Below are 15,005 nucleotides of genomic sequence, written 5' to 3' on the forward strand. Positions count from 1 at the left end.
ATTAAAGCGCACTTCTTCCTCAAGGTCAATACTAAAACACAAAAAACCAACGGATTGACCCTGCCTGAAAAAACATTATAGTATTAAAGAATGAGATATTGTGGAGATATTATGGGATTTTCAGACAAAATGGCGCGCGGCAAGCTGAATGAGCAGGCAGAGCAGCAAACTGAAGAGAGGCTGGGTAAAACCTGTAGGGACAGTGAAGCTAAACTGGAAAAACTAGAAAAGAAGAAGCCTCGTGCACTAGGACGCATGTGGGGCACAATAAAATCCATGGGGTCGATGACCAAGGCCTACGCAAAAGGCGATTATAGAGAGGTTCCATGGAAGATCATGAGTGCGGTAGGTGGTGCGTTAGCCTACTTTGTTATGCCAGTAGACTTAGTGCCAGACTTTTTAGTCACGATGGGCTATTTGGATGATGCGGCTGTTCTAAAATTGGCTGCAGACTTAGCAAGCGAGGACTTGGAGGACTTTAAAGTATGGCACGAGACAAGTCAGGCGATTGAAACGGCCATAGAAGATGCGATGGATGGCGAAAGCGTCACTTATTAAATTCTGTACTCAAAAGTCTGGGGTCGGGATCGCCTTTAAGTAGTGTAACTCGGTACTTTCCAGACTTAATGGCGAGCCTGCAGGCCTTTACCAACTTTCGCATGGATTCGTGTTTACTCATATTCTTAGAAGTGTGGTTGTTTGACATAATAATATCTTAATTTGATTTAGTGGTTGAGTGTTTGTTCAGGGTTGATTTTCTGCCCAGTGAAAACTAGATCAGGGTGGCTTAGTATGTAGCTTAAAGTACGATTAAGATTCTTCCCCAAAAGGTTTAAGCCACGCCAATTATGTTCATCCAGCACTCTTGGGTCATCCGGCCTAAGGCCGACACCCCAAATAACATCACTCTCACTCGCCTCTACAAGCGTTAGCCCTTGCTTGTCTAATAAGAACGTCCTGCATGCAGAATGCTGCGTGAATTTTGCTAATAAGATACTGCGCATGATCTTTTCGCGCCAAATATGCCAAACATCGTCAGAGAAAGGTGTAACGTCCCTACCCTTCCACTTGGCTTTCTTAGGGTCAGTTATCGTCAGTATCTCGGCAGCCATGTTCTCATCCTTAAAGAGTTTCGCCTTTGCCCACATCATGGCCTGTTCTGAATTAGAGAACTCATGACCTTTCCATTCAAATTCAGCTGAAAACCAGTTACTGAGTGGACAATCCTTCAGCCAAAAATAAAAGTGAGTCTCTGTTCGCTTTACAAACATAATTCGATCCTATGATAGGTACTTACCTATCGTCGCAAAAGCAATTGTGGCGTAAAGGCTTGGAATTGCCATAACCGCAATAAAGAATAAGCTGATAATGCTAAGTTTGTACTGCCAGCTAGCTGTGTTTTCATTTCTCCCAAACCGATTATGAAGGATACGGGAAACATCTGAGGCGCAAAGCGCTGTAGCGAAGGTTCCAATCCCTGCGGCGACTATCATGACCACCAAATAAGATGGCTGCATACTAAATTGGTATAGCAGCACCCACACTAGCGTTGAGATAAGCCAAATACTGTATGCGGAGTAGCAAATAATTTTATTTGTGGTAGAGCGAGACTCCACACCTGAATCAATAGAATTTCCGGTCATTTGTTATATTTCTGATGCATAAGGTCAAATTGCGCAATGATATTAATTAATGTTATAGTATTTAGCTTGGTTACTCAAATTAATATGATTTGAAAATTAAAATAATAAGAGGTAATACTTTTATGAGCACCGATCTCATTATGGTCGTAAAGCGCGATGGCAGTCGTGAGCCTTTAGATATCGAAAAAATTCACCGTGTTGTTATGTGGGCAGGTGAAGGACTTGCAGCACCTGCATCGCAAGTGGAGTTAAGGGCTCGCTTGCAGTTTAAAGATGGTATGACAACTGAAGAAATCCATGAGACTCTTATTAAAGCAGCAGCTGACGAGATCTGTGAAGAGTATCCCGATTTTGCAATCTTGGCTGGTCGTATGGCAATGTTCCATATTCGAAAGCGTGCGTATGGCCGTTTTGAGCCACCTACGCTTCAGGAGCATATAGAGCATAATGTTGAGCAGGGCCGTTATGATTCTCATCTTGTGGACGACTACTCTCCTGAGGAATTAACTATTCTAAATGAGTACATGGAACACAAGCGAGATCTTAACTTCGCTTACTCTGCTGCCAAACAGTTTGAAGGTAAATACCTAATACAGCATCGCGTAACAGGCCATGTTTACGAGTCTCCACAAATGTTGTATATGCTTGTAGGTGCTTGTCTGTTTAGTGGGTATCCAAAAGAAACACGTCTTGATTATGTTAAGCGTTGGTACGATGCAACATCCCAGTTCAAGCTCTCATTGCCGACACCAATTATGGCAGGCGTGCGAACACCAACACGACAGTTTAGTTCTTGTGTATTGATCGAGTGCGGCGACAACCTAGATTCTATTAATGCGACGTCCGCATCCATTGTGAAATATGTTTCTCAGCGTGCTGGCATTGGCATTAACGCAGGCCGCATTCGAGCCCTAGGTAGCCCAATTAGAAATGGTGAGGCATTCCACACGGGGTGCATTCCTTTTTACAAACATTTCCAAACGGCGGTTAAATCTTGCTCTCAGGGTGGTGTGCGAGGTGGGGCTGCAACCTTGTTCTACCCTATCTGGCATAAAGAAGTTGAATCATTGCTAGTGCTAAAAAACAATCGAGGTGTAGAGGAGAACCGTGTTCGTCATCTAGATTACGGCGTTCAGATCAATAAGTTAATGTATACGCGTCTAATTCAAGGTGGCGATATTACACTGTTCTCACCTGATGCTGTGCCGGGAATGTATGAGGCTTATTTTGCGGATCAAGTGCTGTTTGAAAAGCTATATACTGAAGCTGAGAAAAACCCACTGATTCTAAAAGAAACCATTAAGGCTGTTGAGCTCTTTGGCATGCTCGCGGCAGAGCGTGCACAAACAGGTCGAGTTTATTTGCAGAACGTAGATCACTGTAATGAAAACGGCCCTTTCATTCCTTCAGTTGCGCCGATCCGACAAAGTAACCTTTGCCTTGAAATCGCCCTTCCAACGAAACCCCTCACTCTTGATGAGGATGAGCGAATTCAGGGTGAAATTGCTCTATGTACGCTAGCTGCTTTCAACCTTGGGGAGATCAATGATCACAGCGAGTTTGAGGAGTTGGCTGACCTGATTGTAAGAGCACTGGATGCCCTACTTGATTATCAGGATTACCCTTTGCGCGTCGCTAAGGAGGCGTCAATGTATCGCCGTCCACTAGGCGTAGGTGTAATCAACTTTGCTTACTGGCTAGCTAAAAATGGACTGAAATACTCAGATGGCAGTGCCAATACGAAGGTGCATGAGTTGTTTGAAGCAATTCAGTTCAACTTACTTAAGGCGAGTAATAATCTAGCTAAAGAAAAAGGTGCTTGTCCGGGATTCAAGGAGACCAAGTACGCTGAAGGTCTGATGCCGATCGATCGTTACAAGGATACTGTTAATGGGCTTCATAACGCTGAACTTCTGCAGAATTGGCCGTCGCTACGCGAAGACATTAAAGAGTACGGTTTACGCAACTCAACACTGACAGCTCTAATGCCTTGTGAGACCTCATCACAGATCACTAATTCAACGAATGGTATTGAGCCCCCACGTGGCTACGTATCTGTGAAGGCGAGTAAGGACGGTATTCTTAAACAAGTTGTGCCGGACTATGAGAATCTGAAGGATCAGTATGAATTACTCTGGGATATTCCAGACAACAAGGGCTACATGGAATTGGTGGCAATCATGCAGAAATTTGTGGATCAGGCTATTTCAGCTAACCTGAATTACGATCCTAAGCGTTTCGACAAAGAGAAGGTGCCCGTTAAAGTTCTGCTACAGGATCTTCTTATGGCTTACAAGCTGGGCTTGAAGACCCTCTACTATCACAACACGCGTGATGGAGCGTCAGATCAGCCTGACGACGAATGCGGCGGGGCTTGCAAGTTATAAATGTCGTATCTCGTTTGATGTAATATTAAAAACCCTGTTGTTTAAGCATCAGGGTTTTTTCGTCGCTTTGATATGTAATTTATGTATAAGGTTATTCCTTTGGCAATTCATATATTGGTTATTAAACTAGCAAACAAGTGTTTTAAATGAGTTTGTTTTTTTACTTTATATAAAAAAAGAGCCTAATTACTTGAAAATAGGAATGTAATTATTATAATTGCCCTCGCAAGCAACACTAAGGAATGCACGTGATCTCCACATTAATTGAAGAAAGTATCAACGGCTTAAGCAGGTTGGATCGCGAAGGCTGGTTATTCATAATGAATGATGAGCTTTCTGATTCTTTATCGCACGGAACATGCGTGCTCAGTAATGTGTTTGAAGTTCCCTCGAACGGAGATGAAGAGATATCGACCATCCTTCGAATGCGAATACATTATAAAGAATATAGTCCTAAAGTCGCGCTTAAGGTTGAGGCTGTAGTGGCATCCTCGCTGGAGATAACGCCTGAACACATGATGGGCAAGGATTGTATTGCTTTTATACAGGCAATTGCTGAATCTAGCATGCAACTTGTTCAGGGTGCGTTGTTCAATAAAGGGCTGGTGTGTGACCCAATTGAGTTCTTTATTAAAACCTACGATTTAGACTTCAACGAAATAAACATGACCGCTGTACTCCGTAACGAATCTTCGGTTATGTCGAAGCCGATTGCAGATTTGAGTGATAACACTAAGACTTCACTCAAATCCTCTGATAATTCAGGCGTATTCGCTGCATAGGACGCTAACGCCAAATGCAGCCTCATTGCTTAGTGTGATGGTACGCCCTGATTAGCTAGCTGATCTGCTATTTCATTCTCACGGTGCCCTGCATGCCCTTTCACCCACGCCCATGTTACAGTTCGTTCTGAGACAGCTTGATCCAGCGCTATCCAGAGCTCTTTATTTTTTACGGGCTTCTTGGAGGCGGTTCGCCAATTATTGCGTTTCCATCCTGTGATCCAAGACTGTATCCCATTCTTCACGTACTGAGAATCGGTAGTGAGCTTTACCGTCGAGCCAATAGGGGTTGCTTTAAGTCCTTCGATCGCAGCTGTAAGCTCCATTCGGTTATTTGTTGTATTGATCTCCCCACCTTTTAAAGCGGACTCTGTAGAGCCTTCACGTAGCAAGCAGCCCCATCCGCCCGGTCCCGGGTTGCCCTTGCAGGCTCCATCAGTAAACAATTCATAATGCATTAAATATCCTCCAAAGTTAGCCCATTAATATACCACTTATAAAACAAAAGTCTTTACTGCACTGCACAATAAATGTAAAATGGTTAATAAATAGACAAAGAGCTTATAAAAATCAGGGATAATCTCATGTCAAATTTCATGGAGATAGTGGTTAATCACCCATCACTTAGGATGATGGGGGCGGAATTGATTGAGGACTGCTCAGACTTTGCGCGCATCCGTATAGAACTTCCTCTCGATAACTATGGCTCTGGTGGTCCTGTTAGGGCTTGTATGGAGTATAGGTACGATAAGAAAAACCTCAGCTTGCAGGGGCGAATCTATCCTGAAGAGGGTCGATCCTTTTCGACGATTGGTAAAAAGCTTTCATTTGATTCATGTGGTCACACGGCCTATCTGCTGAGTGAGATAATGGAGGGGTCAGGAGTTCCAGTTTCAAGTTACACTGTCCATAGTGTAGCTGAAGGTCTAGATACTGAAGCGGCCTGATCAAAACGTTCAATCATAAATAAAGTGAAAATAACAGTCTTGCGGAAAAAAACTATTTTATATAACGTTTATTGAAATTGTTTGCGCTATATAAAATTAAATAAGGCAATACATGCAAGATAATAACATTTCTGTTCAGCTCACACTGATTCCACCATTAACATCAGGTAAAGCTGAACCCTCCCTACTCTATTGCAATTTTAACAATGATAGGCAGATGGCCGCGTTCGTTACAGGGCTGCGGCGTGGTATCAAAAAGCGGCCGAAGAGACACCCTAATATGATCGACTGGTCACATCCCGAGCGTTTAGCATTTTATAAGGGTTATGACCTATCGGACGGATTTACTGACGCTCGGATTAAAGACTTTACAGCAGATGACTACAAGCAGTGTGAAATATTGATGACAGATAATTTAGATGCTCCGGTAGTTATGCCTCGCTTATCGATAGAAGAGATCGAAAGACGTATTGCCGAATTAGGTAAGAATCAAAAGGTTGAATTTTTATTGTCATATATCAAACAGCATCAGTTGCCACCTGAATTTTTACAGGATGACTTAGGTAGGCACGTTGATTTGCGAATCCTGCCTCTTTGCGAAAGTTACCATTCACCTCATTAAAAACCCCCGTCTAGCGGGGGTTAAAGTATAAACTAATGGATGTTAGTCAAGCTTTGTTTCTAAGTTGCGGATACGGGCTTCGAGACGTTTTTTTGTCTCATAGTAATTTGAGTGCTCTTTCTCAGCCTGACGTTCAAGTTGCGTGCTCTGTTTGTGGTGAATCTGTTTATACTTCGCAATTCTCTGCTCGAGCTTGGCAATCGATTCATTCAGTACCTCAACTCGATTGTAGGATTTTGAAGCCATTGCTACACGATGCTCTGCTTGAAGCATGCTAATTCGCTCATGAAGGTTGGATGTCTTTTCTTTATAGCGCTGACTCACCTTTGAACGCTGGTTGTGCATCTTGGCAACAAACTCTTTGTGCCTTGATTCAACTACGCTCAGTTGTTTCTTTGTGGCAGCTAGGCGTGCTTTGTCAGCCTCAAGTCGATTTTGAGGTTTGTCAGATTTTTTGGCAACATCATCACTCCCATTAACCTTCTCTGGAATTGATTCTTGCGGAATATCTCCCGACTGCATGAGTGTAGATAGCCTATGGCGAAGGGTGGATAATTTCTCCTTAATTTCTCCCATGCGAGTTTCAAGGGACTGCATTTCGTGTTTAAGATAACCCTCAAGGTCAGCAATGCGTGAGTCTCGTTCCATATTTAATGTTTCGATTTTGGATCTCAGGGATTCTATCTCTTGTGAAACTTCTTTTAGGTGAGATTTGAGTGTTTCTTTTTCATCACCTGAGGCTTTCATGTACTTAAAATGAAGCATCTCGTGGCGTTTTTCAGCATCCCGTAGTTTCGCTTTGTAGCTGCTGATCATACTTTCAAAATGGGATCGCTGCTTTTCAATATCAGCCATAACGCCCATCGTTATCATCTCCACATCCTGCTTCAGCTTAAGAAGGCGAGATTCAAACTCCGCAATTTGCTGCTTTAGTTTGCTTACGTCGTATTGAGATGAGTATGTAGATGTATTTTCCACCGCGTAAGCGCTAGGAGCGGCAGTAAAAGCAAGTGAGCATGCTACAAATGAGGCAAGAATTGTTTTTTTCATTAGAGTGAATCCTTAGTTATTGTTATTTATTTCTAATATAATAACACAGAAGTAAATGTAAAGCATCTTGTACCACTGACTTGTGAAATACTTCACAGCATATTAGGTATATTAAAGAGCAAGTTCGCAACTGTGCAATTGAACTTACTGCCAACGGCATGATTGGGTCTGTAATTTAGATAGGGTGATAGACGTAAAATTAAAGCTCAAGATGCTTGATCTTAGGATAATTTCCTTTATAATTAAAGGCATCTGATTTTGGGGATATGGCACAGCTGGATAGCGCAGCCCCCTCCTAAGGGGCAGGTCGGGGGTTCGAATCCCTCTATCCCCGCCAATTTTATAAGGCGTATTAATGTTCCAACAGTTAAAATACTTTGAAGAGCAAGATTACCTTGATCTTAACCGTCATGTGATCGAAGACGGTATTTGGATTAAAAACAAGCGCACAGGTGTTCGGTGTAAGACTATCGATCGTTGTATGTTCCTCTATGATGCATCGCAGGGTCACTTGCCTGTAGTAACAACGCGCTATGGTCCATATAAGACCGCTATTGCAGAGATGCTGGGTTACCTTCGTGGCTATAATAGTGCTGCTCAGTTCCGTGCTATTGGCTGTAAGACTTGGGACGCTAATGCCAACAAGACCAAAGCATGGCTCGCTAACCCTCATCGTAAAGGTGAGGATGATATGGGTCGTCCTTATGGCTCACAAGGTCGCGATTGGCGCGGACCTGAGGGGCAATCAATCGATCAGCTGCGCAAGGTCTATGAAAACCTGAAGAACGGTATCGATGACCGAGGTGAGATTGTTACCTATTGGAATCCGGGTGAATTTGATCGCAGTTGCCTTCGGCCTTGCATGCATACTTTTAATTTCACATTAATTGATGGGGAGTTGTCATTAAATTGCTTCCAGCGCAGTAATGATCTGCCATTGGGAACGGTGGCGAATATGGTTCAGGCCGTCATTTTCCTACAATTGATGGCGCAAATTACGGGCAATAAGCCTAAGGACGTTCTACATGTGCTGGTGAACTGTCATATTTATGAGAATCAGCTTGATTTAATGCGAGATGTTCAGTTGGAGCGTAAGCCATTCCCTATGCCGAAGATTAAGATCAATCCAAACATCAAAACGTTGGAGGATCTTGAGACATGGGTAACTACCGATGACTTTGAGCTGGTCGGGTACGAGCATCATGAACAGATTCACTACCCATTTAGTGAATAGGAACAATCTTTAACAAAGGCCGACGGTTTACCGTCGGCTTTTTATTGAATAAAAACCAATTAATAATGGATATAATATGTTAGAAACGGTTGTAATTATCCTTGCGATTACCGCACTTGCCTTTATCGTTCAGGAGCGTACGGGCCTTGCATCCCCTATCACAATCCTTGGCGGCGCCTTAACTTACAGTTTTCTAGGTGGGCAGAATTTGATGCCGATCGATAACGACACCTTTGACGAGATCCTTCTCTCGTTACTGCCATTACTGATCATGACGGATGCGTTACACTTAAAACTGCAGGAGCTGAAGGAGAATGCGGCATCAATTTTTTATGCGGCCGTTATTTCAGTTGTGTTGGCCGTAGTGTCGGGCGTATTGATCTCAAAATACGTACTACCCTACGATGATATTCCAACCTACTATCTCGTGATGTTGTTCTGTATGGTTATTGCTACAGACCCAGTGGCGGTATGCTCTGTATTCAGTGGTGCTAAGTTGCCACATAAGCTGAAATTTACCGCCGAAACGGAGTCGTTATTCAATGACTGCAGTGCGGTGGTTATTTTTGGTATCGCGGCAATGTATGCAAAGGCTGATATGGCCGGTACCACTGTAACGACCACAGACTTAGTTTCTCACTCACTAATGGCGGTAGGGGGTGCTGCTGCAGTAGGTCTGGTGTGTGGTATAGCGGGTTTGTGGCTTCTATCTCTATCTCGTGCAGTGGTAGTTGAAGCATCAATCCTTCTGATGGCTGTTTATGCTTCCTTCTACATCTCAGAACTCTTCCACTGGGCGGGTATCCTCGCGGTTGTGGTAAGTACACTAGTGGCTAATACAATTATTAAGAAGCGTATCTCTGAAGATAAGAGCATTATCGAAAGTGAGCGCAAGGCGCTGGAGGGTGAAGGTGTCTCGGGGTTGGTGAAGCACTTCTTTAAAATCAGTACAGCGATTGAGGATGAAGCTAACCACAAGTCAATCACTAACTTTATTCAACTTTTTGCAATGTTGGCAACAACAGTACTGTTCTTGTCTATGGCGGCGATGGTTAGTTTTGATAGCTTAATGACCTACTGGAAGCCGATTATGGCTGTCTTTGTAGCAACAACCCTGATCCGCGGCATTATGATGATGAAGTTTGCTCTGCTTTCTAATGCGGCATCCTTTATGCAGAACATCAATTTACGCTGGTGGGCAATTTTAAGCTTCGCAGGCGTTAAAGGTGGTCTTTCTATTTTGCTACTTCACATGATGCCGGGTGAGGTGAAGTACATGGATATGTTTAGCGCAATCGTAATTGGTAATATTCTGTTAACAACGTTTATCTATCCGCCGATCATGCTGGCCATTATTAAGCTTAATTCAGCGAAATTTGAAGAAGAGGCTGAAGCAGAAAAACTAATTGCTTAAAAGGTAATGGATGATGTTAATTTCAAAGCTTGTTTATAGGTATTCTAATGCGGTGGGTCATTTTTGTTTACCTGACGGTATCGTGTGCAAGATGGGTACGCTCTACATGGGTCAGGAGCCATTTATAAATACATATATTTTTGAAGATGGTTCCGAAATCAACGTCAGCTTTTCTGGTCAGTATTACTTGCCAAGCAGACGCGGATGGGAGCCCGAAGAGATCACTACGCCTGTATTGGCTGGTTAAAAGAAAGGGCTTCGGCCCTTTCTTTTTAGTTATCATCAGGTCATCTTGCGGACTTTTAAGTAACATGGGCCTCTGTTAAAATATTATAATAACATTTATCATGGATTTGGCTTATGCCCCCTATTCTTGCGTATCATGCAACCAATGAGTATTTCGAAGACTTCTCAATTACGGATGATATTGGTTTCCATTTTGGCACGAAGCAGGCCGCGTTAGATCGCTTGCGCGCTCGGCCTCTGCCTGAGGTAACAATCGAGGCATATGACCCCTCTGATATCGCGATAGAACGGTTAAGGATCTCCAAGCTAAAAGAGTACGACTCTCTCTTGGATGAAGCCTATGCCCTTATGATGCGAAAGCTTGAACACCCGAACGCCAATCTCCGAAACACATTGAAAAGCATGCCTGAGGGTGAGCTTGGGCAGCTGATAGGTGTTTATAAGAGTTATAGTGATAGTTTTCGCTGGAATAGAGATTTAGAAGAAGCAGAGCATGGGAAAGGTTTTGCAGTATTAATTGACGGATCACTTGCTGCATTTAAGCCAACCAAACAAGAAGCAGTAGAGCAGCGTAAGTACATTAAAAGTTCGTTTCTTAAGGTAGTTAAGATCACACTCAGCAATCCTATTGAGATGCCTGATCTTGGGCGCTGGAGTGTGTATTCGATAGCGGAAGCATCGGGACTTTCACGAAAAGAATGTAATGAAATTATGGCGCATGATTCTGAGGCGGATCAATTTGAAGCCCTTCGAAATACCCTGAAATCAAAAGGCTTTGATGGGATTGTATACACTAATGAAGTTGAGTCTCCGGGAAGTGTGAGTTACATCGTTTTTGATCCTGAGCAGATCGAAGTGCAGCATAACAAATCGTATGACTCAGATCATCTGGAACCTTCATAATGCTTGTGCCGCCAATATAAAAGGAAAGGTGGTTATGCAGCATGGGTTATGCGCCGTGTAGAATCATGGGCGGATGGAATCCGCCCTACCGGCGTTCTGGATGATCAAAATTTGTAAGTCTTAGGCTAGTCAAATACTAAGGCAAGTAGGGATTGCCAAAGCTCGGCTGTAGTTTGATCGCATAAAAACAATAAACTAGCAGTACAAGATACAAGAAATACAACCAGTGGAATGAGCACATGGTGCCAATTAAACTTTAAGTTATGGCATTCACAACAGCATTCCTTGCAGCTGCAGCACTTCTTGTCTGACATATCAAGCCTCTGTAATTACGAAAAATAATATGACACCGACCAGTATTATTCCGACAAATAAATGCATGAATAATTCACTACGGTATCGATCCTTTAAGTCCTCTGGTGGATCGGGTAGAAGCTGGCCAACAGGAGCAGCCATAGCCAGAATCAAGAGGATCGGGAAAATTACGAATCTTGACCTCGTTCGCCAAAGCTTGGATTGGTCATACGAAAACAGAAAGTAACGTACAGCACTAAACCCAATTACAATGGCGAGGATGCCAGCGATAATCGACCAATCCAAAATTACACCTCACCATGTATCATATAATGACAATAAAAGCCTAGGCTAACGATCACCGAAAGTACCACAAGTCCATATAGAGCATATTCAGTTCTATATCGATTATCATCCAGCCCTTCAGGTTTATCAGGCAGGCATAAAGGGTTGGATGCCAAGCAACCTGCAAGGATTAAGAGAGGGAACGTCAGGAAGCGCCTCTTTTGGAACCATAGGCTCGGTTCATTAGCGGCCCACAATAAGTATTTAAACAACCCCATAAGAGCAACTGCACCGCCTGCCATATAGATGCCTACAGCCATTAATCACCCCCGCCTGCGGATGCGCGAACGAAGTCATTAAATAAGAATTTTTTAGGGTCATACTCAGCAGCTTCAACAAGCTTACAAATCTCTGATTTTTTCACATCCCCCTCCAGTAACGCTAGCATGCTCGCGGACATAGATTTTGAGCCGGTACCGCCGATAGTTGCCACTTGAACAGTCCCATTCTCTTCATTAAAAGCATCTTGATCATAAAAAAGGATAAGCTGCCCATCTCCGCCAGTAATTGTAACGGGTAGAATAGGTCGATTGGGCATGTGTTCTTTTACTGCACGTGCTGTGGCGCTAACAAGATTGTCAATTTGTTCATCTGTAGCTTTCGAATCCAGCTCAATATACGTGTCTTTAATCAGTATTAAATGTTCTTCAGAAAGACAAGGTTCAGTAAGTGGTATTTCTAATACGATTAAGTTACAGAGTTCTTCAAAGTTTCTAGCTTGCTGCATTGGCATTTTCCTCATTGTCTTCATTTTGATGGAATTCCGGGTACATCTCATGGAATAGGAATTGAACGGGGTCGAATTTAGCGTGGGCAAGTTTTGCGTTGCGTAATACGCCTGCATACCCATCTGTAGAGGCCATCATCACAAGGGTGCCACCCCCTTCCAGTTGGGTCGACATGTGTGAATCTCGGAACAATTCTTTGTTATAAAAAAGTAAGAATCTATCCATTAAGACCACTGGAAAGACTGGTTGTTTCTGTAGAGCTGATTCAACTTGAGTAATAATTTCTCTTAGTTTTTTATCAACCTCATGGTCTTTAGCGCCATCAAGGCACTCGTAGAGTGTCAGTTCAATTTCATCAAATTGTTCGTTAGAAACCTTGTTGCTAACAACAGGGACTTGAAGGACGATGGAGGCTTTAAGATTTCTATATTCAGGACTACTTTCAATCTTATTCAATTAAATCACCATATAATAATTTCGGAGGTAATGGATGCTAGTTAACTTTGGGTTGATAGTTTTTAAGGTAGACATACTTAACTGGATCAAAATCAGATTTAATCAGCTTGGCCTTATGTGCAAGCTCTAGATATCTACCTCCTGTATCTAATCGCAACCGCAATGGCTTGCAAGTTGCTTTGCCACCTTCTGGTAAAAGCGTCCTAACGGAATGATTAGGAAAAGCGTCTTGATCGAAAAATATAAAGAGCCTACCAAATAGTACTAATGGGAACGCAATAGTTCGTGTAATCATTTCGCTTGCTGATTCAGAAACAGCATTGACCAGATGTTCAAGCTCTTCAGGTTCCATATTAGGTGCAACCTTTCTAGTGAGTGCTGTTAGCTTTTCTCGTACATCTTCGGAGAAATCACCTTCCACAAGTGGAGAACTTATGTAAACGGAGCCTGCAAAGCTGTAAAAATCGGATGTTTCAAAGATAGGTGTGCGCACTCTTAAAAATCCCATGTTAATTGGTAGCGCATTGGCTTAAAACCACTCGCAGCAAATTGAATAGCTTGCGCTAGGTGTTCGAATTGTTCTAAGCATCTTAACCCTGCTTTGCTGCGATTATCTTGACAATAATCTGACCAGCCCGGTAGTTCTTCAAGTCTTGCGCGGAGAAGATCTACAGATGACTGATTGAGGTAGTGTGGTGGCTTATCGCTTAGGGCAAGGCCTTTAAGGAAATCCAAGTCAAGAAACCGTTCAAATTTAGGTTTCTCGGGTCTAGATCCGAGTGCTTTATATTCTTCTTGATAGAGGCGAACAAAGATACTCAGGAAGATAGTTACGCGACCATACCAGTTAGAATTTTCAAGATCGATTCCTTTTTGAAATGATGTGGCATAAGAAATCATTTCGTCGGTAATTTGACCGCAAGGAAGGTCATTCCATTTATCAACTTTGGAGAATTTGAGCATAAAACAGGCCTGTTTTTATTTTCCCAATATAATATAACGATTAATTACTATACGCAAAGCTAAAAACTTTGTGCGCTGCACATAAATGAATTGAAACCATATTGAATATCGTTATAGTATTGAGTAATCGTAAGTAAGACAACAGAACAAATAAAGGTTTATACAAAATGAAAGATCTGATGAATGGAAAAAAAATTCTCATTGTTGGTATCGCTAACGATAAGTCCATCGCATACGGTTGTGCGCAAAAACTTCGTGAGCAAGGTGCGGAGCTGGCTATCACCTATCTGAACGACAAGGCTGAGCGCTTTGTTCGTCCGCTTGCAGAAGAGTTGGGTGCTGAAATTGTTATGCCACTGGATGTGACCGTTGAAGGTCAGATGAAGTCTGTCTTTGATGCATGTGTTGAAAAATGGGGCAAGATTGATGGTGTTATCCACTCCCTCGCCTTCTGTCCACTTGATGACCTGCATGCGCCACTGTCGGGTTGTTCGCGCACGGGCTTCCTGCAGGCAATGGATGTATCGTGTTACTCATTTATTGAAATGGCAAAATATGCAAAAGATGCGATGCCTGATGGTGGTAATCTGATCAGCTTCAGTTATCTTGGTTCGGCAATTGCAACAGGTGATTACAATGTCATGGGTTGCGCAAAGGCAAGCCTAGAGGCATCAACACGATATCTTGCTCGAGACCTAGGTCCTCAGGGCATTATGGTGAATTGTATTTCTCCGGGAACAATCCCGACACGTGCGGCTGGTGGGATCAAGGACTTTGATGCGATGCTTGAGCACAGTATTGAGCAGGCCTGCGATGGCAAATTGCCTACCATTGATGAGGTGGGTAATGCCTGTCTGTATTTTATGTCCCCTCTTTCCGAAGGGGTGACGGGTCAGGTGCTATACGTTGACCACGGCGTTAGTATTGTAGGTTAAGGACTTGCGGTGAAATAGAAAACCATTATAATTTTAAAAGACGCCTTCGGGCGTCT

The 15,005-nt window shown here is 43.0% G+C and carries 19 protein-coding genes and 1 tRNA gene; 11 read left to right on the forward strand and 9 right to left on the reverse strand.

Features of this window, described 5'->3' with window-relative positions; genetic code table 11:
* Window positions 1-111: 111 nt before the first annotated feature.
* Window positions 112-558: a YkvA family protein gene (locus tag ACMXYT_RS17515; protein WP_415912918.1), complete on the forward strand. Its 447-nt coding sequence runs from the start codon at window positions 112-114 to the stop codon at window positions 556-558.
* Window positions 559-725: 167 nt separating this feature from the next.
* On the opposite strand, the gene ACMXYT_RS17520 is transcribed toward ACMXYT_RS17515, so the two are convergent.
* Together ACMXYT_RS17520 and ACMXYT_RS17525 are read right to left on the reverse strand one after the other, a co-directional pair.
* On the reverse strand, window positions 726-1,271 hold the full coding sequence (locus tag ACMXYT_RS17520) for an NADAR family protein (protein WP_415912919.1): 546 nt from the start codon (window positions 1,269-1,271) through the stop codon (window positions 726-728).
* Window positions 1,272-1,280: 9 nt separating this feature from the next.
* The gene (locus tag ACMXYT_RS17525; RefSeq protein WP_415912920.1) at window positions 1,281-1,643 is read right to left on the reverse strand and encodes a hypothetical protein; all 363 of its coding nucleotides are present in this window, start codon (window positions 1,641-1,643) and stop codon (window positions 1,281-1,283) included.
* 122 nt (window positions 1,644-1,765) lie between these two features.
* Between ACMXYT_RS17525 and nrdA the strand changes: the two genes are divergently transcribed.
* Together nrdA and ACMXYT_RS17535 are read left to right on the forward strand one after the other, a co-directional pair.
* A complete protein-coding gene (nrdA, locus tag ACMXYT_RS17530; RefSeq protein ID WP_415912921.1) occupies window positions 1,766-4,030 on the forward strand; it encodes a class 1a ribonucleoside-diphosphate reductase subunit alpha in 2,265 nt (754 codons plus the stop codon).
* 248 nt (window positions 4,031-4,278) lie between these two features.
* Window positions 4,279-4,812, forward strand: a complete 534-nt coding sequence (locus tag ACMXYT_RS17535; RefSeq protein ID WP_415912922.1) for a hypothetical protein — start codon at window positions 4,279-4,281, stop codon at window positions 4,810-4,812.
* A gap of 29 nt (window positions 4,813-4,841) precedes the next feature.
* Here ACMXYT_RS17535 and rnhA read toward each other — a convergent pair whose 3' ends face one another.
* On the reverse strand, window positions 4,842-5,270 hold the full coding sequence (gene rnhA / locus ACMXYT_RS17540; RefSeq protein WP_415912923.1) for a ribonuclease HI: 429 nt from the start codon (window positions 5,268-5,270) through the stop codon (window positions 4,842-4,844).
* Window positions 5,271-5,396: 126 nt separating this feature from the next.
* Between rnhA and ACMXYT_RS17545 the strand changes: the two genes are divergently transcribed.
* Together ACMXYT_RS17545 and ACMXYT_RS17550 are read left to right on the forward strand one after the other, a co-directional pair.
* Window positions 5,397-5,759, forward strand: a complete 363-nt coding sequence (locus ACMXYT_RS17545; protein WP_415912924.1) for a hypothetical protein — start codon at window positions 5,397-5,399, stop codon at window positions 5,757-5,759.
* A 112-nt stretch (window positions 5,760-5,871) separates the two neighbouring features.
* A complete protein-coding gene (locus tag ACMXYT_RS17550) occupies window positions 5,872-6,381 on the forward strand; it encodes a hypothetical protein (RefSeq protein WP_415912925.1) in 510 nt (169 codons plus the stop codon).
* A 42-nt stretch (window positions 6,382-6,423) separates the two neighbouring features.
* On the opposite strand, the gene ACMXYT_RS17555 is transcribed toward ACMXYT_RS17550, so the two are convergent.
* The gene (locus tag ACMXYT_RS17555) at window positions 6,424-7,431 is read right to left on the reverse strand and encodes a hypothetical protein (RefSeq protein ID WP_415912926.1); all 1,008 of its coding nucleotides are present in this window, start codon (window positions 7,429-7,431) and stop codon (window positions 6,424-6,426) included.
* Window positions 7,432-7,691: 260 nt separating this feature from the next.
* On the opposite strand from ACMXYT_RS17555, the gene ACMXYT_RS17560 reads away from it, so the two are divergent.
* The 5 genes from ACMXYT_RS17560 to ACMXYT_RS17580 all read left to right on the forward strand — a co-directional run bounded on the left by ACMXYT_RS17560 (window position 7,692) and on the right by ACMXYT_RS17580 (window position 11,228).
* Window positions 7,692-7,768, forward strand: a tRNA-Arg gene (locus tag ACMXYT_RS17560).
* Window positions 7,769-7,786: 18 nt separating this feature from the next.
* Window positions 7,787-8,665: a thymidylate synthase gene (locus ACMXYT_RS17565; protein WP_415912927.1), complete on the forward strand. Its 879-nt coding sequence runs from the start codon at window positions 7,787-7,789 to the stop codon at window positions 8,663-8,665.
* 76 nt (window positions 8,666-8,741) lie between these two features.
* Window positions 8,742-10,079, forward strand: coding sequence for a cation:proton antiporter (locus ACMXYT_RS17570; protein ID WP_415912928.1), 1,338 nt, complete (start codon window positions 8,742-8,744; stop codon window positions 10,077-10,079).
* A gap of 13 nt (window positions 10,080-10,092) precedes the next feature.
* A complete protein-coding gene (locus ACMXYT_RS17575; protein ID WP_415912929.1) occupies window positions 10,093-10,326 on the forward strand; it encodes a hypothetical protein in 234 nt (77 codons plus the stop codon).
* 113 nt (window positions 10,327-10,439) lie between these two features.
* A complete protein-coding gene (locus ACMXYT_RS17580; protein ID WP_415912930.1) occupies window positions 10,440-11,228 on the forward strand; it encodes a hypothetical protein in 789 nt (262 codons plus the stop codon).
* 602 nt (window positions 11,229-11,830) lie between these two features.
* Here the strand turns inward: ACMXYT_RS17580 and ACMXYT_RS17585 are convergent.
* From ACMXYT_RS17585 to ACMXYT_RS17605, 5 genes are read right to left on the reverse strand one after another with little or no spacing between them, the layout of a single operon-like run.
* Entirely contained in the window at window positions 11,831-12,127 is a 297-nt protein-coding gene (locus tag ACMXYT_RS17585) for a hypothetical protein (RefSeq protein ID WP_415912931.1), read from the reverse strand.
* Window positions 12,127-12,594: a hypothetical protein gene (locus ACMXYT_RS17590; RefSeq protein WP_415912932.1), complete on the reverse strand. Its 468-nt coding sequence runs from the start codon at window positions 12,592-12,594 to the stop codon at window positions 12,127-12,129. The genes ACMXYT_RS17585 and ACMXYT_RS17590 overlap by 1 nt, the downstream gene beginning before the upstream one ends.
* Window positions 12,581-13,051, reverse strand: coding sequence for a hypothetical protein (locus tag ACMXYT_RS17595; protein ID WP_415912933.1), 471 nt, complete (start codon window positions 13,049-13,051; stop codon window positions 12,581-12,583). The genes ACMXYT_RS17590 and ACMXYT_RS17595 overlap by 14 nt, the downstream gene beginning before the upstream one ends.
* A gap of 37 nt (window positions 13,052-13,088) precedes the next feature.
* Window positions 13,089-13,544 (reverse strand): hypothetical protein, encoded by a 456-nt coding sequence (locus ACMXYT_RS17600; protein ID WP_415912934.1) that lies wholly within the window; start codon window positions 13,542-13,544, stop codon window positions 13,089-13,091.
* Window positions 13,545-13,546: 2 nt separating this feature from the next.
* Window positions 13,547-14,014 (reverse strand): hypothetical protein, encoded by a 468-nt coding sequence (locus ACMXYT_RS17605; protein WP_415912935.1) that lies wholly within the window; start codon window positions 14,012-14,014, stop codon window positions 13,547-13,549.
* A gap of 167 nt (window positions 14,015-14,181) precedes the next feature.
* Between ACMXYT_RS17605 and fabI the strand changes: the two genes are divergently transcribed.
* Complete coding sequence (gene fabI / locus ACMXYT_RS17610; RefSeq protein WP_415912936.1) at window positions 14,182-14,949, forward strand: enoyl-ACP reductase FabI; 768 nt, start codon at window positions 14,182-14,184, stop codon at window positions 14,947-14,949.
* The last annotated feature ends 56 nt before the right edge of the window (window positions 14,950-15,005 follow it).

Origin of the sequence: Neptuniibacter sp. QD37_11 (assembly GCF_047778105.1) — a bacterium.
Taxonomy (GTDB): domain Bacteria; phylum Pseudomonadota; class Gammaproteobacteria; order Pseudomonadales; family Balneatricaceae; genus Neptuniibacter.

What these genes read in the sequence shown, in the direction of transcription:
- ACMXYT_RS17515 (WP_415912918.1), top strand. Translation starts at nt 112, where the DNA reads ATGGGATTTTCAGACAAAATGGCGCGCGGCAAGCTGAATGAGCAGGCA.
- ACMXYT_RS17520 (WP_415912919.1), bottom strand. Translation starts at nt 1,271, where the DNA reads ATGTTTGTAAAGCGAACAGAGACTCACTTTTATTTTTGGCTGAAGGAT.
- ACMXYT_RS17525 (WP_415912920.1), bottom strand. Translation starts at nt 1,643, where the DNA reads ATGACCGGAAATTCTATTGATTCAGGTGTGGAGTCTCGCTCTACCACA.
- nrdA (WP_415912921.1), top strand. Translation starts at nt 1,766, where the DNA reads ATGAGCACCGATCTCATTATGGTCGTAAAGCGCGATGGCAGTCGTGAG.
- rnhA (WP_415912923.1), bottom strand. Translation starts at nt 5,270, where the DNA reads ATGCATTATGAATTGTTTACTGATGGAGCCTGCAAGGGCAACCCGGGA.
- ACMXYT_RS17545 (WP_415912924.1), top strand. Translation starts at nt 5,397, where the DNA reads ATGTCAAATTTCATGGAGATAGTGGTTAATCACCCATCACTTAGGATG.
- ACMXYT_RS17550 (WP_415912925.1), top strand. Translation starts at nt 5,872, where the DNA reads ATGCAAGATAATAACATTTCTGTTCAGCTCACACTGATTCCACCATTA.
- ACMXYT_RS17555 (WP_415912926.1), bottom strand. Translation starts at nt 7,431, where the DNA reads ATGAAAAAAACAATTCTTGCCTCATTTGTAGCATGCTCACTTGCTTTT.
- ACMXYT_RS17565 (WP_415912927.1), top strand. Translation starts at nt 7,787, where the DNA reads ATGTTCCAACAGTTAAAATACTTTGAAGAGCAAGATTACCTTGATCTT.
- ACMXYT_RS17570 (WP_415912928.1), top strand. Translation starts at nt 8,742, where the DNA reads ATGTTAGAAACGGTTGTAATTATCCTTGCGATTACCGCACTTGCCTTT.
- ACMXYT_RS17575 (WP_415912929.1), top strand. Translation starts at nt 10,093, where the DNA reads ATGTTAATTTCAAAGCTTGTTTATAGGTATTCTAATGCGGTGGGTCAT.
- ACMXYT_RS17580 (WP_415912930.1), top strand. Translation starts at nt 10,440, where the DNA reads ATGCCCCCTATTCTTGCGTATCATGCAACCAATGAGTATTTCGAAGAC.
- ACMXYT_RS17585 (WP_415912931.1), bottom strand. Translation starts at nt 12,127, where the DNA reads ATGGCTGTAGGCATCTATATGGCAGGCGGTGCAGTTGCTCTTATGGGG.
- ACMXYT_RS17590 (WP_415912932.1), bottom strand. Translation starts at nt 12,594, where the DNA reads ATGCAGCAAGCTAGAAACTTTGAAGAACTCTGTAACTTAATCGTATTA.
- ACMXYT_RS17605 (WP_415912935.1), bottom strand. Translation starts at nt 14,014, where the DNA reads ATGCTCAAATTCTCCAAAGTTGATAAATGGAATGACCTTCCTTGCGGT.
- fabI (WP_415912936.1), top strand. Translation starts at nt 14,182, where the DNA reads ATGAAAGATCTGATGAATGGAAAAAAAATTCTCATTGTTGGTATCGCT.